General features: G+C 70.4%; 12 protein-coding genes. 8 read left to right on the forward strand and 4 right to left on the reverse strand.

All coding sequences use genetic code 11. From position 1 onward, the window contains the following. Positions 1 to 244: 244 nt before the first annotated feature. On the reverse strand, positions 245 to 1,678 hold the full coding sequence (locus ACP4J0_RS08130; RefSeq protein ID WP_426597931.1) for an endo-1,4-beta-xylanase: 1,434 nt from the start codon (positions 1,676 to 1,678) through the stop codon (positions 245 to 247). Positions 1,679 to 2,910: 1,232 nt separating this feature from the next. On the opposite strand from ACP4J0_RS08130, the gene ACP4J0_RS08135 reads away from it, so the two are divergent. From ACP4J0_RS08135 to ACP4J0_RS08145, 3 genes are all read left to right on the forward strand, one after another. Further along, positions 2,911 to 4,335: a non-reducing end alpha-L-arabinofuranosidase family hydrolase gene (locus ACP4J0_RS08135; protein WP_426597932.1), complete on the forward strand. Its 1,425-nt coding sequence runs from the start codon at positions 2,911 to 2,913 to the stop codon at positions 4,333 to 4,335. A 168-nt stretch (positions 4,336 to 4,503) separates the two neighbouring features. Beyond that, positions 4,504 to 4,698, forward strand: coding sequence for a ribbon-helix-helix protein, CopG family (locus ACP4J0_RS08140; protein ID WP_007445201.1), 195 nt, complete (start codon positions 4,504 to 4,506; stop codon positions 4,696 to 4,698). Next, entirely contained in the window at positions 4,695 to 5,087 is a 393-nt protein-coding gene (locus ACP4J0_RS08145; protein ID WP_426597933.1) for a type II toxin-antitoxin system death-on-curing family toxin, read from the forward strand. Before ACP4J0_RS08140 ends, ACP4J0_RS08145 begins: the two co-directional genes overlap by 4 nt. A gap of 138 nt (positions 5,088 to 5,225) precedes the next feature. Here the strand turns inward: ACP4J0_RS08145 and ACP4J0_RS08150 are convergent, their stop codons facing one another. Further along, on the reverse strand, positions 5,226 to 6,020 hold the full coding sequence (locus tag ACP4J0_RS08150) for a TauD/TfdA family dioxygenase (RefSeq protein ID WP_426597934.1): 795 nt from the start codon (positions 6,018 to 6,020) through the stop codon (positions 5,226 to 5,228). 17 nt (positions 6,021 to 6,037) lie between these two features. Beyond that, positions 6,038 to 7,348, reverse strand: coding sequence for an MFS transporter (locus ACP4J0_RS08155; protein ID WP_426597935.1), 1,311 nt, complete (start codon positions 7,346 to 7,348; stop codon positions 6,038 to 6,040). Positions 7,349 to 7,774: 426 nt separating this feature from the next. On the opposite strand from ACP4J0_RS08155, the gene ACP4J0_RS08160 reads away from it, so the two are divergent. The 4 genes from ACP4J0_RS08160 (at position 7,775) to ACP4J0_RS08175 (ending at position 12,116) form a co-directional block, all read left to right on the forward strand. Beyond that, on the forward strand, positions 7,775 to 8,794 hold the full coding sequence (locus tag ACP4J0_RS08160; RefSeq protein ID WP_426598015.1) for a FecCD family ABC transporter permease: 1,020 nt from the start codon (positions 7,775 to 7,777) through the stop codon (positions 8,792 to 8,794). A 1-nt stretch (position 8,795) separates the two neighbouring features. Next, positions 8,796 to 9,569, forward strand: coding sequence for an ABC transporter ATP-binding protein (locus tag ACP4J0_RS08165; RefSeq protein WP_426597936.1), 774 nt, complete (start codon positions 8,796 to 8,798; stop codon positions 9,567 to 9,569). A 14-nt stretch (positions 9,570 to 9,583) separates the two neighbouring features. Continuing rightward, positions 9,584 to 10,594, forward strand: coding sequence for an ABC transporter substrate-binding protein (locus tag ACP4J0_RS08170; protein WP_426597937.1), 1,011 nt, complete (start codon positions 9,584 to 9,586; stop codon positions 10,592 to 10,594). Positions 10,595 to 10,892: 298 nt separating this feature from the next. Then, entirely contained in the window at positions 10,893 to 12,116 is a 1,224-nt protein-coding gene (locus tag ACP4J0_RS08175; RefSeq protein WP_426597938.1) for a Clp protease N-terminal domain-containing protein, read from the forward strand. A gap of 360 nt (positions 12,117 to 12,476) precedes the next feature. On the opposite strand, the gene ACP4J0_RS08180 is transcribed toward ACP4J0_RS08175, so the two are convergent. Beyond that, positions 12,477 to 13,370 (reverse strand): helix-turn-helix domain-containing protein, encoded by an 894-nt coding sequence (locus tag ACP4J0_RS08180; protein WP_426597939.1) that lies wholly within the window; start codon positions 13,368 to 13,370, stop codon positions 12,477 to 12,479. A 359-nt stretch (positions 13,371 to 13,729) separates the two neighbouring features. On the opposite strand from ACP4J0_RS08180, the gene ACP4J0_RS08185 reads away from it, so the two are divergent. Then, positions 13,730 to 14,644: an MBL fold metallo-hydrolase gene (locus tag ACP4J0_RS08185; protein ID WP_426597940.1), complete on the forward strand. Its 915-nt coding sequence runs from the start codon at positions 13,730 to 13,732 to the stop codon at positions 14,642 to 14,644. Positions 14,645 to 14,649 lie beyond the last annotated feature (5 nt).

Consider the following 14,649-nt stretch of genomic DNA (forward strand, 5'->3'; position numbering starts at 1 on the left):
GGCAAGGCGGTGGACGCCTCCGGCACGTCCACCGCCTACGGCGCGCGGGTCGGCCGACCAGGCGTTGGTGTCCACCGTCGCCGCCTCGGCGGGCGCCGGATTCACCGCGGCGGGCATGCCGATCGCGAGGGTCGCCGCCACCATGGCGGCGACCCGGGACCATCAGCGATGTCTTCCTGGAGGTGCGGGGGAAGCCGCACCGTAGGTCTTCATCGATGCGCCCGTTCGTTTGTGGCAGGTCCCATCAGGTGCGGGTCCAGCGTTGGTTGCTGCCGTTCGAGCAGGAGTAGAGCTGGATCAGGGTGCCGTTGGCGGTGCCGGCTCCGACGGCGTCGAGGCAGAGGCCGGACTGGACGCCGACGATGGACCCGTCGGAGTTGAGGCGCCACTTCTGGTTGTCGCCGCCCCAGCAGCTGTAGATCTGGACCTTGGCGCCGTTGCCGGTGCCGGCGGCGTCCAGGCACTTGTCGCCGTAGACCCTGAGCTCACCCGCGTCGGTGTACGTCCACTGCTGGTTGCTGTTGCTGTGGCAGTCCCACAGCTGGAGCTGGGTGCCGTCGGCGGTGCCGGCGTTGGGCACGTCCAGGCAGCGGCCCGAGCCGACGCCCTTGATCTGTCCGCCGTCCGCGGGGGGCTCTGTGGAGTCGCCGCCGTTGAGTGCGTTGAGGACGGAGGTGTAGGCGGACTTCTTGCTGCCGTCGTTGTTGAACAGCAGCGGCGTCTGCTCGGATCGCCAGGAGTCGCTGTCGCGCACACCCCAGACGGTGACGCCGAGGCAGCGGGAGACGGCCAGGCAGTCGTTGACCACGTTGGCGTAGGTCGTGGGCGAGGCGCCCTGGATGTCGAGTTCGGTGACGGCCACGTCGACGCCGAGGGCGGCGAAGTTCTGCAGGGTGGTGCGGAAGTTGCTGTTGTAGGGGCTGCCGCTGTTGAAGTGCGACTGGAAGCCGACGCAGTCGATCGGCACGCCGCGCTGCTTGAAGTCCCGCACCATGTTGTACATGGCCTGGGTCTTGGCCCAGGTCCAGTTCTCGACGTTGTAGTCGTTGTAGCAGAGCTTGGCGGACGGGTCGGCGGCGCGCGCGGTGCGGAAGGCGACCTCGATCCAGTCGTTGCCGGTGCGCTGCAGGTTGGAGTCCCGCCGGGCTCCCGAACTGCCGTCGGCGAAGGCCTCGTTCACGACGTCCCACTGCGCGATCTTGCCCTTGTAGTGGGCCATCACGCCGTTGATGTGGCCGATCATCGCCTGGCGCAGATCGCTGCCGCTGAGGCTCTGCATCCAGCCGGGCTGCTGGGAGTGCCAGGCCAGGGTGTGACCGCGCACCTCCTTGCCGTTCTGCACCGCCCAGTTGTAGACGCGGTCGGCGGCGCTGAAGTTGAACTGGCCCCGCTGCGGTTCGGTGGCGTCGATCTTCATCTCGTTCTCGGCCGTCACCGAGTTGAACTCACGGTTGGCGATCGACGTGTAGGTCGAGTCGCCCAGCTTGCCCGAGGCGACGGCGACGCCGAAGTAGCGGCCGCTCTGCGCCGCCGCCGCGCCGAGCGTGCTCTCGGCGGCGTGTGCGGTCGGCGGCGTGACCAGGGCGGTGGCCGTACCGGTGGCGCCGACGACCAGCGCCAACAGCAGGCCGCGGATCTTCCGGCGGACAACGGATCTGGGAAGGGCGTACGAGCCCATTACTGTGCCTCCAAGGTAGACGTCGGGGAAGGACTGGAGCGCAGGGGAGTGCGTCGTCCGCTCCCTTGCGGCAGACGGAACGGGGCGGGCCGGAGCCCGGGCGGCACGGAGCCACCGGACACCGTGGTCATGGAACGGGACGATCTGCGGCTCGGGCACGGGCACGGGCACGGGAGTAATCCATCGCGGCTCAGCCGGATGCGCGGGTGCGGACATCACCGGAACGAAACGGGGTGGTGGGGGTGGTGGGGGGTGGTGCGGGTGCTTCGGTGCGCGGATCTGTGGTGCGGTGGTGCGTGGATCTGACGGGCGACGTGGAACACCCACGGTGGTGCAGGTCGAGATCTCGATCTGTGGCCGGTTTCCCAGACAGGAATGATTGAGGTGTTGACGATGCATCGTCAATACTCTCTACAGAAAAAGTTTCTGTTCTATGTCCGAAACTTTCGAAGCTCCGATGGGCTGGACGGTGAAACCTCGGCGCTGCCGTCGGCGGGCTGGGTCGGAAGGTCGTGAACGCGTCGGCGCCCCGGCCCGAAGGGGTGGCTGGATCCGGCCAGGTCTGCGCGGTGTGGCCGGTGGGCTGGTGGGTCGTGCGCCGGCCGTCAATCGGTGGATCCGCGGTGCCGCGACGACTGGGCGGTCCTCGCGATCCCGGGTGAGGCGGCGGTGCGGTATCGAAGGTCCGCTCGCCGGTCCGCCGGATCCGTCGATCCGGCGTGACGTGCGGCGTTCCGTGTACGGGTCCCCGTACGGATTACCCCTAATGTTTCGGCGTTCATAGCGATACGTGCGAGAGGTATTGACGTCGTTCGTCGGCTCCCTATCATTCAGGTTGCTCGATCCACCGACATCCGTTCGATATATCGAACCCGTCGACGTCTCATCGCACAGTAGGGCAACTCCGGGCCGTGACGCCCGGACGCGGGGGCCGCAAGGGGTTGTGCCGCAAGGTGTATGACATGTGTATGTCATGGCCTCGACAATCCCTGTCGTCGCCCTCTTCGGCCGTGTCACCCGGACGCTCGGCAGCCGAGCTTCCACCTCCGGGCGCCCGTGCCGCCCGAAGGTGCCGGGCGTCACCGGTCTTCCGAAAGGTCGCGAAGGGCCGGGAAGCCGCAAGCGGTATGCCGTGGTGCTCACGGACGGCTGTACACCACACCGCACCGTCAGTCCGGGCAGCCTCTGACGAGGCCGACCGGAACCGTCCATTCAAGGTTGAGGAAGTGCCCATGCACAGAGGAAGTCTCAGCCGCAGGCATCCGTCTGCGGTGCTCGCCGCCGTGGTCGCGGCCCTGGCCGCGTTGGCGGCGATGCTCGGCGCCACCCCGGCCCAGGCGGCCACCAGTGGCGCCTTGCGCGGTGTCGGTTCGGGCCGGTGTCTCGATGTGCCGGGCGCCGGCCAGGCCAACGGCACGTACCTGCAGATCTACGACTGCTGGAACGGAACCAACCAGCAGTGGACGTTGACGGACGCCAACCAGTTGACCGTGTACGGCAACAAGTGCCTGGATGTTCCGGGCCACGCCACCACGGCCGGTACCCGGGTGCAGATCTGGAGCTGCAGCGGCGCCGCGAACCAGCAGTGGCGGGTGAACTCCGACGGCACGGTCGTCGGTGTGGAGTCCGGGCTGTGCCTGGACGCGAAGGACAACGGTACGGCCAACGGCACGGCGGTGCAGCTCTGGACGTGCAACGGCGGCAGCAACCAGAAGTGGACCGGGCTGACCGGGACGCCGCCGACGGACGGCACGTGTTCTCTCCCGTCGACGTACCGCTGGACGTCGACCGGTGTCCTGGCGCAGCCGGCGAACGGGTGGGCCGCGGTGAAGGACTTCACCACCGTGACGCACAACGGCAAGCACCTGGTCTACGCGTCCAACTTCTCGGGATCGTCGTACGGCTCGATGATGTTCAGTCCCTTCACGAACTGGTCGGACATGGCGTCGGCCGGCCAGACCGGGATGAACCAGGCCGCGGTGGCGCCCACACTGTTCTACTTCGCACCCAAGAACATCTGGGTGCTGGCGTACCAGTGGGGTTCGTGGCCCTTCATCTACCGTACGTCGAGCGACCCCACCAACCCCAACGGCTGGTCCGCTCCGCAGCCGCTGTTCACCGGGAGCATCTCCGGCTCCGACACCGGCCCGATCGACCAGACCCTGATCGCCGACGACCAGAACATGTACCTGTTCTTCGCAGGTGACAACGGCAAGATCTACCGGGCGAGCATGCCGATCGGGAACTTCCCGGGCAACTTCGGCTCGTCGTACACGACGATCATGAGCGACACGAAGGCCAACCTCTTCGAGGGCGTACAGGTCTACAAGGTCAAGGGCCAGAACCAGTACCTCATGATCGTCGAAGCGATGGGTGCGAACGGGCGCTACTTCCGCTCCTTCACGGCCTCCAGCCTGAACGGGTCGTGGACCCCGCAGGCAGCCAGTGAGGGCAACCCCTTCGCGGGCAAGGCCAACAGCGGCGCCACCTGGACCAACGACATCAGCCACGGTGACCTGGTCCGCAACAACCCTGACCAGACCATGACCATCGACCCCTGCAACCTGCAGTTCCTCTACCAGGGCAAGGACCCCAACTCGGGCGGCGAATACAACCGGCTGCCGTGGCGGCCGGGCGTCCTCACCCTGCGACGCTGACCTTCCCGATGCACGGCGGGGTCGGTTGCACCTGCTGGCCGACCCCACCGCCTCGAGGAACCCCGGCCGTGCGGCGGCCGGGGTTCCTCGAGAGGACTCCGGCTCCGGGAGGTACGGGCGGACTGGCACCACCCCACCCCCCAGATACCAGTCAGGTATCATCGCAGTATGGCGATGACACTACGGCTCCCCGACGACCTCGACGCGAAGCTCACCGAGCGTGCCCGCCGCGAGGGCCGCAGCAAGCAGGAACTCGCCATCGAGGCCATCCGCGACGCCCAGGACCGGGCCGAGCTGAAGGTCGACGACGTCCTGGCCGAGCTCATGGACAGCGATGCGGAGATCCTGGACTACCTGAAGTGACCGGCGTGCGCCACATCCAGATCGACGAGATCCTGGCCGTCGCCCGCACGGTCAACGGCACCGAGCACAGCGTGCGTGACATGGGTCTCCTGGTGTCGGCGATCGAGCGTCCCCGGACGAACGTGTTCGGGGCTGAGCTGTATCCCACGCCGCACGAGAAGGCGGCTGCGCTGCTGCACTCCGTCGCCCGCAATCACGCGCTGATCGACGGCAACAAGCGCACCGCCTGGCTCGCCATGCGCGTGTTCCTGAGGTTCAACGGCGTCAGTGCCGGTGTCGCCCCGCCGTCCGTCTCCGTGGCCGGCCCGTTCGTCGAGGAGGTCGCGCAGGACCACATCGACGTACCGTTCATCGCCAAGCGGCTGGCGGAGTGGTTTCCGGTCTCCTGAAGACCTCCCGGTGCGGTGCGCGGGCCGACGCGCGTTTCGTGGGCGGCGCGGCACCGCCCTCCTCTTCGCCACCGCCATGACAGCCCGCTCTTCGTCTCCGTGGCCCGGCGAACCGGCCGTACTTCACGATGGGGTCCTTCAGCGCGCGTCGCTGCTGCGAAGCGTGAGGATGCGGACGGTGCGTTCACCTCGGTGGGCCTCCCGCCCGTGCCGGCAGCGGTAGTTGTCGAGGACGAGGATGTCGCCCTCGGCGAGCCGGAACCGGGGCAGTGACGCTTCGGCGCCGTGCACGGCCTCGCGGAGACGGCCGAGCTGCCGGTCGACGTGTTCGGAGGCCGGGTCGCGGTGGAGGGGCACGGCGCCGTCGGTGCGGCGGGCGATGCGCCGGCCGGTGCGGGTGTACTCGACGTGCCGTGCGACGCGCGGCGTGGCCGGCAGTCCGCGCAGTCCGGCCCAGGCGCCGTACAGGTCGACGTCGGTGCCGGTGAGGAAGTCGTACAGCACCGGATCGGACGTGGCGAGGCCGTCGACGAACGCGTAGGCGTCGAGGACGAAGGAGGCGCCGCCCTCAGGTGCCGGCCGGGCGCACTGGACCAGGACGTGGTCCTCGTCGGGGTGGCGCCGCCGGTGGGGCACCCCGCCGATGTCGACGGTGCTGTCGAAGCTGTCCGCGTGCAGGTGGACCAGGCCGCCGTTGTGCGAGGTGCGGACCCGGTGCGGGTACAGCTCGCGCAGGCGGTCGCCGATGACCAGGGCCGCCGCGACCACCAGGGCGTCGGAGGTGTTCCCGTGACCGGTGAGGATCACCGCCCCGTCGCGGGAGAGCAGTCCGGGTGCCTCGCGGACACGGTCCCCAGGGACGCGGGCCGGGGTGATGCCCGGGCCGCGGGCGGGGTTCTCTTGTGCGGGGGAGGACTGAGCGGGTGCGTGCATGTCCACAGGTTGTCCCATCAAGGGGTTGTGCTTCGCCGGGACGGGTCAGGGGTGTCGTGGTGGGCGGGGTTCCGGGAGAAGGTGCGGGCGCCGGGGGCGAGGGCGGCGGCGGCCGGTGCCGCGAAGCAGACGACCGCGCAGCCCGCGAGGACCGCCCTGGCGCCGAAGGTGTCGATGGCGGGGGCGATGACGGCGAGTCCGACCGGGGCGAGGCCGTAGGAGAGCAGGAAATCCAGGGAGGAGACCCGGGCCAGCTTGTCCGGGGCGACTTCGCGCTGGGCGGCGGTGAACCACGGGACGTTGAACAGCTCGATGCCGATGCCCGCGACGGCGTAGGAGGCCATCACGACGACCGGGTGCACGGGGAAGACCAGACTGAGCGGGGCGAGTCCGTAGGCCGCGAGGCCGGCCAGGGCGGCCCAGCCGGGGGAGCGCGGGTGCCGGCGGGCGATGAGCAGCGCACCGGCCAGCGCACCGGCGGTGTAGGCGGTCAGCGCACCCGCGAGGACGACTTCGGTGCCGTACTCGTCGCGGCTGACCAGGGGAAGGGCTACGCCGGTCGCGGAGTACCCGGTGGCTATGACGGCGGTCAGAGCGCCCAGGCCGGCCAGGAACCACGGGTGCCTGCGCGCCTCGCGGACACCTTCGGCGAACTCGTCGAGGAACGACGTCCTGCCCGTCCCGGCCGAAGGCTCCGACGCGTCCTCCGCGGTCCCGGAGCGTGCACCACGCCCGGGGACGAACGCGGCGACCAGCCAGAGCACTCCGATGCCCGCGAGCAGTGTCCGGGTGTCCAGGAAGACGGCGAGCAGGGCGGCCAGGGAGGGGCCCACGAGGGTGGTGACCCGCACGGCCAGGGTCATGGCGGCGTTGGCCTGCTGCCTGCGGTCGGCGTCGACCACCTCGGCTGTCAGGGCCTGGTAGGCGGGCCGGCAGGCGCCCTGGCCCGCTCCCGCCACCGCGGCGGCCGCCGCCGTCAGCAGCACCGAGCGGTCCAGACCGACGGCGATCACCGGGGCCGAGAGGCCGGCGGTGAGCCCCGCCCACAGGACCACGCCCCGGCGGGAGTGCCGGTCGGCCAGCACCCCGGCCACGGGCACCGCGGCGAGGAACCCGACCGTGCGTGCCGCGAGGAGCAGACCGAGATCGGTGGCGGCCAGCGTCCGGTCGAAGACGGCGAGGCCGAGCACGAAGGGCAGGGCCCACGTGGCGAGGCCCGACGCGGTGGCACCCGTCCAGAGGCGGAGGAAGGACGGGTCGAGCAGGATCGAACGCCGCCCGGGGCGTGGAGCCTCGACGGAGGAGGGCGGGGTGGAGGGGGTGGGCACGGGCAGGCACTCCTGTCCTGTCGGGGGCGACGGTGAGGACGCGAAGCGGCGTCAACTGCCGGCAGCGACAGTGAGGTCGTGGGACGACGTCGGCCGGTGCGCACGGCGGGCAACGCGGCGGCGCCGTGCCGGACGACACGCTACCGCAGTGATAATCATTTCCATTAGGGTATCTTCGGTCGATGTCGTGCGGCGGCCGGTTCGGGGGTGCGTGTTCTGTCGCTCCAGGCTGCCTGCCGCGTCCGGAGTGTGTGCCGGATTCCCGCTCGTGGGAGCGATTTCCATTATCTGGAGGAGGTGAGAGTAGTGCACATGTCTCCGCCCTCGACCTCCGCCTCTGCTGACGGAGGGACGGTCGAACCGGCCGAAGTGCCGGATCCCCGGCCGGTGTCGGCCGCACACCGACTCGCGTCCCGGAAGGCGCTGCTGCTCGTTTGTGCGGTGCTGGCCGCCGTTCTGCTCCTGTCCGTCGTCATCGCCATCGGGCTCGGCCCCGCGGTCGTCACCCCGGGGGAGACCGCTCGTCATCTCTGGGCGGCTCTCAGCGGCGGGCGCGTCGGAGCCGACGAGGTGACGACGTATCAGATCATCTGGCAGATCCGTACACCGCGCGTGCTGCTGGCGGCACTGGTGGGGGCCGGGCTGAGTGCGGTCGGGGTGGCCGTCCAGGCCATGGTGCGCAACGCGCTGGCCGATCCCTTCGTCCTCGGTGTCTCGTCCGGCGCCTCGGTGGGTGCCGTCGGCGTCACGGTCACCGGAGGGCTTGCGGCACTCGGCATCTACGCCGTTTCCGTGGGTGCCTTCGTGGGGGCGCTAGTCGCCTCGCTCCTGGTGTACGCCGCCGCCTCCGTCCGGGGCGTGCTGTCACCGCTGCGCCTCGTGCTGACGGGCGTGGCCATGTCCCTGGGGTTCCAGGCTGTCATGAGCCTGACCATCTACTTCGCGCCGGACAGCGAGGCGACGAGCATGGTCCTGTACTGGACCATGGGCAGTTTCGGTGCCGCGACCTGGGGCGCGCTGCCGGTCGTCTCCGCGGTGGTGATCGTCGGACTCGTGGCCCTGTACCGGTACGGGCGGGTGCTGGACGTCCTCTCCCTCGGCGACGAGACCGCCGCGAGCCTCGGCTTCGATCCCGACCGGTACCGCAAGGTGCTGCTGGTACTCGTCTCGCTCGTCACGGGCGTCATGGTCGCCGTGAGCGGTGCCATCGCCTTCGTCGGGCTCGTCATGCCGCACGTGGTGCGGATGGCCGTCGGTGCCACGCACGCCCGGGTGCTCGCCGTGGCCCCACTGATCGGCGCGATCTTCATGGTGTGGGTGGATCTGGCGGCGCGAACCCTGGTGGCCCCGCGCGAGTTGCCGCTCGGGGTCATCACCGCGCTCGTGGGAGTGCCCGTCTTCATCACCCTGATGCGCCGCAGGGGCTACACGTTCGGAGGACGCTGACGTGGACCTGAGACTGGACGCGCTCTCCGTGGTGACGGACGGCAGGAGTCTCGTGCGAGGGCTGTCCCTGGAGGTGCCGGACGGTCAGGTCGTGGGGCTGGTGGGGCCCAACGGGAGCGGCAAGTCCACCGCGCTGCGGTGCGTGTACCGCGCGCTGCGGCCCAGTTCGGGAACCGTCTGGGTGGGCGAGCAGGACCTGGCGGGGCTTCCGCCGCGCCACAGTGCCCGCACCGTCGCGGCCATGACCCAGGACGGCGGCGTCGACTTCGACTTCACGGTCGAGGAGGTCGTCGCCCTCGGACGCGCGCCCCACCTGCGCGGCAACCAGGCGCTCAGCGCCCGGGAGCGCGGCCTGTGTGCGCGGGCGATGGACCAGCTCGACATCGGGCACCTCGCGCACCGCGGCGTCCTGACCCTGTCGGGCGGCGAGCGCCAGCGCGTCCTGCTGGCCCGGGCGCTCGTGCAGGAACCGAAGATCCTCGTACTGGACGAGCCGACGAACCACCTGGACGTCCGCCATCAGGTCGGCCTGCTCTCGCTTCTGCGGGATTCCGGGCTCACCGTCCTCGTCGTCCTGCACGACCTCAACCTCGCGGCGGCGGCCTGCGACCGGCTCGGCGTGCTCTCCCGCGGTCGCCTGGTGGCCTCCGGCGCGCCCGCGGAGGTGCTCACGACCCAGCTGGTCGGTGACGTCTTCGGCGTCAGGGCGAGCGTCGTCGCCCACCCGCTGACCGGGGACCCCCAGCTGCTGTATTCGCTCGACTCCACCTGCTGAAAGGCTGCTCACGCATGCGTACGTCCCAAACCTCCGGCACGCTTCGCCGGCCGGCCGCTCTCGGGACCGCCCTGGCGGCCGTGCTGGTGCTCGGCGGATGCGGCGCCGAGGTCGAGTCGGACGCGGAGGAGTCCGGCAAGGTCACCGTCAAGCGCTGCGGTGAACCGGTGCAGTACACGGTGCCCGAGCGCGCTGTCGCCTACGAAGGCGGCAGCGCGGACAAGCTGTTCGCCCTCGGCCTGACCGATCACGTGTACGGCTATGTGATGCCGCCCGCGAACCCGCCGGTGAGCGAGTCCCCGTGGGCGTCCGAGTACGCCAAGGTGAAGATGCTCAGCGACGACCTCCTCAACAAGGAGGTCGTCGTCGAGGCCGAGTCCGACTTCGTCGTGGCCGGCTGGAACTCCGGTTTCAAGGATGAGCGGGGCATCACACCCGCGATCCTGGACAAGCTCGGCATCCAGAGCTTCATGCACACCGAGAGCTGCTTCAACTACCCGGGTCACCCCGAGAGGATGAGCCCCTTCGAGGCCCTCTACTCCGACTTCGAACGGCTCGGGGCGATCTTCCGGGTCGAGGAGAAGGCCGAGGAAGTCGTCGACGGGTTGAAGAAGCGCGTGAAGGCGGTCGAGGCCAAGGCCCCGGAGAGTGATCCGGTGCCCGTCTTCCTCTACGACTCCGGCACCGACCAGCCGTTCACCGCGGGCAACCAGGTGCCCCCCAACGACATCATCGGGACGGCGGGCGGCCGGAACATCTTCGACGGCCTCGACGAGCGCTGGACCCAGGTCAACTGGGAATCCGTCGCGGCGGCCGAACCCGAGGTCGTCGTCATCCTCGACTACGGTGACCTGCCCGCCGAGAAGAAGATCGACTTCCTGAAGAAGTCCCCTCACACGAGAGGGCTCCCCGCCGTGAAGAAGAACAACTTCTTCATCCTCGACTACAACGAGGGCATCAGCGGCCCCCGCACCATCGACGGCCTGGAGAAGTTCGCCGCCTACCTGCGCGGACTCGAGGGCTGAGACACCCCGCGCCACGGCCTGCCCGGCCGGGCGGAACACCCGCCCGCCCGGCAGGCCGCACTCGGGCATGGGCGCGTGCCACCCCGTCGTGTGACGAGAAGGCCCCATGGACCGCTGAGTGATCGGCCAGGCTCTGCCGGCGCTGCAAGTCCCCCGTCCGCACGGACAGAGCGAGCCGGCCGGCCGGACCGCAAGCCCGGTCGGTCGGACCGGAAGCCCGGTCGGTCGGCCGACGTGGAGCCGGAGGGCGCGGGCGGGCGTCCTTGGTGGTAAGCAACCACCACGGAGGGGTAACCCGATGGATCAGCGAACGTCCGACCGCACCGCCGACGCGACCACCGAGTTCGAGAGGGACGTCGTCAAGCTGCTGCTGGAGACGATGCGCGCGGTGGCCAAGCAGGACCGTGAGGACGTCGGTACGGAAGGCCTGTTGTACGCACTCGTGTCGGGTGAATGGGCCGCAGGCTCGGCGATCGCCCCCGGAATGAAGGCCTCCGGCTCACTCGGCGGCTCGATCGCAGGCCGGGGGACCTCGGTGTGGATCAGTGGGGACGCCGGAGACGGCGCGGTGGGGAGTCCGGACGACGAGCGGGAGATCGACGCCTGCTGGCGGGAGGTCCGGCAGGAGGAGGCCAAGAGGCTGCGCTGGAAGAACCGGAAGGAGGAGGAGCCGGAGAGCTTCGCACTCCCTCCGATGACCGCCGCGTTGCGCACCTGTCTGCGCAGGGCGCTGGAGGCGGCACGGGAAGAGGGCACCGTTTCCGTACGCGTCCGCCACGTGGCGCGAGCCCTGGTGGAGCTGCCCGATACGCGTGCCCGCGAGGCCATGGTGGTGGAGAAGCTGGACGTCTCGGCGGCCTCGGCCGCGCTCGACGCGCTGCGGGGGAGCGACGAGGCGCCGGAGCCCGGTCCGGTGCTGATGATGCGCAAGGCGGGAACGTTCGGGAAGAGCGGTAATCCACTGACCCGGAAGTTCATCGCCTGGGTATTCGGGGGCGGCGCCGGGTTCGGCTCCGCGGTCGTCGGCGCGGTGCGCTCGGAGGCACAGCGGAGTGCGGTGCGGCGCGGGGCGCCGGAGACGGAAGCGGTCGATGTGCTGCTGGGGATCCTGGCGCTGGACCGGTCGTTGACCGTCGCGGAGCGTGAGCTGCCCGAGGAGCTGACGGGAGCGAACCGGGGGGCGGAACTCCTGCGCCGACACGGCGCACGACAGGGTGCTGTCGCCCGGGTGCTGCTTCCCTCCACCGGGGTCGCGGAGGGGGTGCCCCCGGAGGTCGCCGGCTCCGCCGAGTTCGAGCGACGGCTCCTGCACGTCACGCAGTTCACCGCCTCCGCCCAGGGCTCGCCGACGGTCGGCACGACTCATCTGCTGGCGGCCCTGCTGGACGAGACCGGGACGGACCCGGAGTCCGCGGCGGAGGTCGGGCGGGTGCTGACGGAGAGTGGGGTGGACGTCGACGGGCTGCGGGCGGAGCCGGAGCTTCGGGTCCCGGTCCCCGGAGGAGCGGCACAGGGAGACTGAGACGGCCGCGGTTCACCCACGCGTACGACGAGGGCGGCTGTCGGGGGCGCCGCCACTCGTACGGAGGAAGCCATGGGCCCGGCGGTGCGGCCGTGGAGACCGCCGCACCGCCGCACCGCCGGGCTGCCGCACCGCCGGGCCGCCGGGCTGCCGCACCGCCGGGCCGCCGGGCCGCCGCGAGAGCGTGGAACGGACAGGACGCACGGGACGGTTCGGCCGGCCGGCCCGGGAGAGTGTGCGTCACCGCCGGGGGTCTTCAGGGGCGGTCCACCGCGGTCGCCGCACTCGTCGTTCTCCGGGTGCCCTCGGGCGGTCCTCCCGCTGGATGAGGTGAGTTCCGTTGTGTCGCGTCCGATGGCTTCACCGAGCGGGACCGGGAGCGGGGCGCTCCAGACGGGCGGACGGGGCGGTCGCCCGGGAGAGCAGGTGGAGTGCGGCCTGCGACGGGGAGTCGGGTTCGGCGATGGCGAGCACGATGTGCCGTTCCTCGTCCTGCGGGGGACGCAGGCTCTGCTGCGTCACGGTGAGGCTGCCGACCAGCGGGTGGTGCATCTCGTACGTCGCGGAGTCACAGGGACTGACCCTGTGATCGGCCCACATGGCGGCGAACTCCGGACTCCTCATGGTCAACTCGCCGACGAGCGAGGTGAGCAGCGTGTCGTCGGGGTGTCGGCCGGCCGTCATACGGAGGTTCTCGACGACCGCCCTCGCCTTGCTCGGCCAGTCGGCGTACAGCGCGCGGGTGTGGGGGTCGAGGAAGACGAGGCGGGCCAGGTTGGGGCGGTCGCCGGGCTCCGCCGGGCCGGCCGGGTCGATGTGGGAGGCGAACAGCGCGTGTCCCATCCGGTTCCAGGCCAGTACGTCACCGCGCCGTCCGCTGACGAGGGCGGGGACGTCACCGAAGGCCGTCAGGAGGTTGAAGGTCGCCGCGTCGGCGTGTTCGGCGGGCGGGCGGCGGACGACCGTACGCCGCTTCGCGCTGTTCGCCAGGTCGTGGAGGTGACGCTGCTCGGCCTCGTCCAGGCGCAGCGCCCGGCTGATGGCGTCGAGGACCTCCGGTGAGGCGCCCACGGACTGGCCCTGTTCCAGACGGGTGTAGTACGAGGAACTCACGCCGGCCAGCAGTGCCAGTTCTTCACGGCGCAGACCGGGCACCCGGCGCCGGTCCCCGTAGTCCGGCAGCCCCACGTCCTCGGGGCGCAGCTGAGCCCGCCGGGTCTGCAGGAAGTTCCCGAGTTCTCGCTGTCCGCTCATGGGACCCAGTATGTGGATCCCGCCGGCCGGGAGCCTGACCCGGCCAGGGATAGGCACCGCCGGGTCTGGCTCGGCCGCCGTGATGCCGCTGACATGGGTCCCGCACCGTTCACCTGCTGCGACGACGGCACGCCCCGCGCAGCGCACATCTCCTGAGGACGACCCCATGACCGAGATCTCTGATTCCTCGGCGGGCCCCGGCGAAGCCGGCGGCGAGGCACCGAACCGCACCGCCGAGCGAGGCGGCACCACCAGCCCCTGACGCCGGGGCAGCATCCCCCGCCCCGCCCCGCCCCGCCCCGCCACCGACAGCCGTCCCGCCGGACGGACCTCACGCGAAACACATTGGGAGACCGACCGTGAACACCATCACCCTGGGTGACGTCACCCTCACCCGTGTCCGGGAGTACTTCGGGCCCGTGGACATGACTCCCGAGACGTTCTTCCCGGACAGCCCCGCGAGGGCGTGGGAAGAACACCGCACCATGCTGGTCCCGGACTTCCTGGCCGACGACACCCGGATCGTCAACTCGGCGATCCAGACCTGGCTGCTGCGCAGCGAGGGCAGGACCATCCTCGTCGACACCGGCGTCGGCAATCACAAGGAGCGCCCGTACGCCCCTGTGTGGAGCCGGATGGACACCGGATTCCTCGACAACCTCGCCCGCGCCGGGGTCCGCCCCGAGGACGTGGACATCGTGATCAACACACACCTTCACATCGATCACGTCGGCTGGAACACGTATCTCGACGGGCGTACCTGGGTCCCCACCTTTCCCAACGCCACCTACCTGATGCCGAAGGACGACTTCGACTTCTGGAACCCGGAGAACGGCCACGAGAGCGTACTCGGCCGCGGCAACCAGAACGTGTTCGAGGACAGCGTCCTCCCGGTGTACCAGGCCGGCCAGGCTCTGCTGTGGGAGGACGGCCACCAGATCGACGCCGCTCTGCGCCTGGAACCCGCCCCGGGCCACACCCCCGGCTCCTCCGTGCTGACCCTCACCTCCGGGACGGACCGCGCGGTCTTCGTCGGCGACCTGCTGCACAGTCCGGTGCAAATCCTCGAACCGGACTCCAACAGCTGCTTCTGCGAGGACCCCGCGCAGGCGCGCGCCACCCGTCACAAGGTGCTGGGCCGGGCAGCGGACGACAACGCGCTCGTCATTCCCGCGCACCTGGGCGGCCACGGCGCCGCTCAGGTGGTGCGCGACGGCAGCAGGTTCGCCGTCAAGGGCTGGGCCCCCTTCACCCCGTACACCGAACAGGGCTGAGCCCT

Source organism: Streptomyces sp. WG7 (assembly GCF_049975785.1).
Lineage (GTDB): Bacteria > Actinomycetota > Actinomycetes > Streptomycetales > Streptomycetaceae > Streptomyces.

Excerpts from the sequence above, each read along its gene's own strand:
- ACP4J0_RS08130 (WP_426597931.1), bottom strand. The coding sequence starts at position 1,678 with ATGGGCTCGTACGCCCTTCCCAGATCCGTTGTCCGCCGGAAGATCCGC.
- ACP4J0_RS08135 (WP_426597932.1), top strand. The coding sequence starts at position 2,911 with ATGCACAGAGGAAGTCTCAGCCGCAGGCATCCGTCTGCGGTGCTCGCC.
- ACP4J0_RS08140 (WP_007445201.1), top strand. The coding sequence starts at position 4,504 with ATGGCGATGACACTACGGCTCCCCGACGACCTCGACGCGAAGCTCACC.
- ACP4J0_RS08150 (WP_426597934.1), bottom strand. The coding sequence starts at position 6,020 with ATGCACGCACCCGCTCAGTCCTCCCCCGCACAAGAGAACCCCGCCCGC.
- ACP4J0_RS08170 (WP_426597937.1), top strand. The coding sequence starts at position 9,584 with ATGCGTACGTCCCAAACCTCCGGCACGCTTCGCCGGCCGGCCGCTCTC.
- ACP4J0_RS08175 (WP_426597938.1), top strand. The coding sequence starts at position 10,893 with ATGGATCAGCGAACGTCCGACCGCACCGCCGACGCGACCACCGAGTTC.
- ACP4J0_RS08180 (WP_426597939.1), bottom strand. The coding sequence starts at position 13,370 with ATGAGCGGACAGCGAGAACTCGGGAACTTCCTGCAGACCCGGCGGGCT.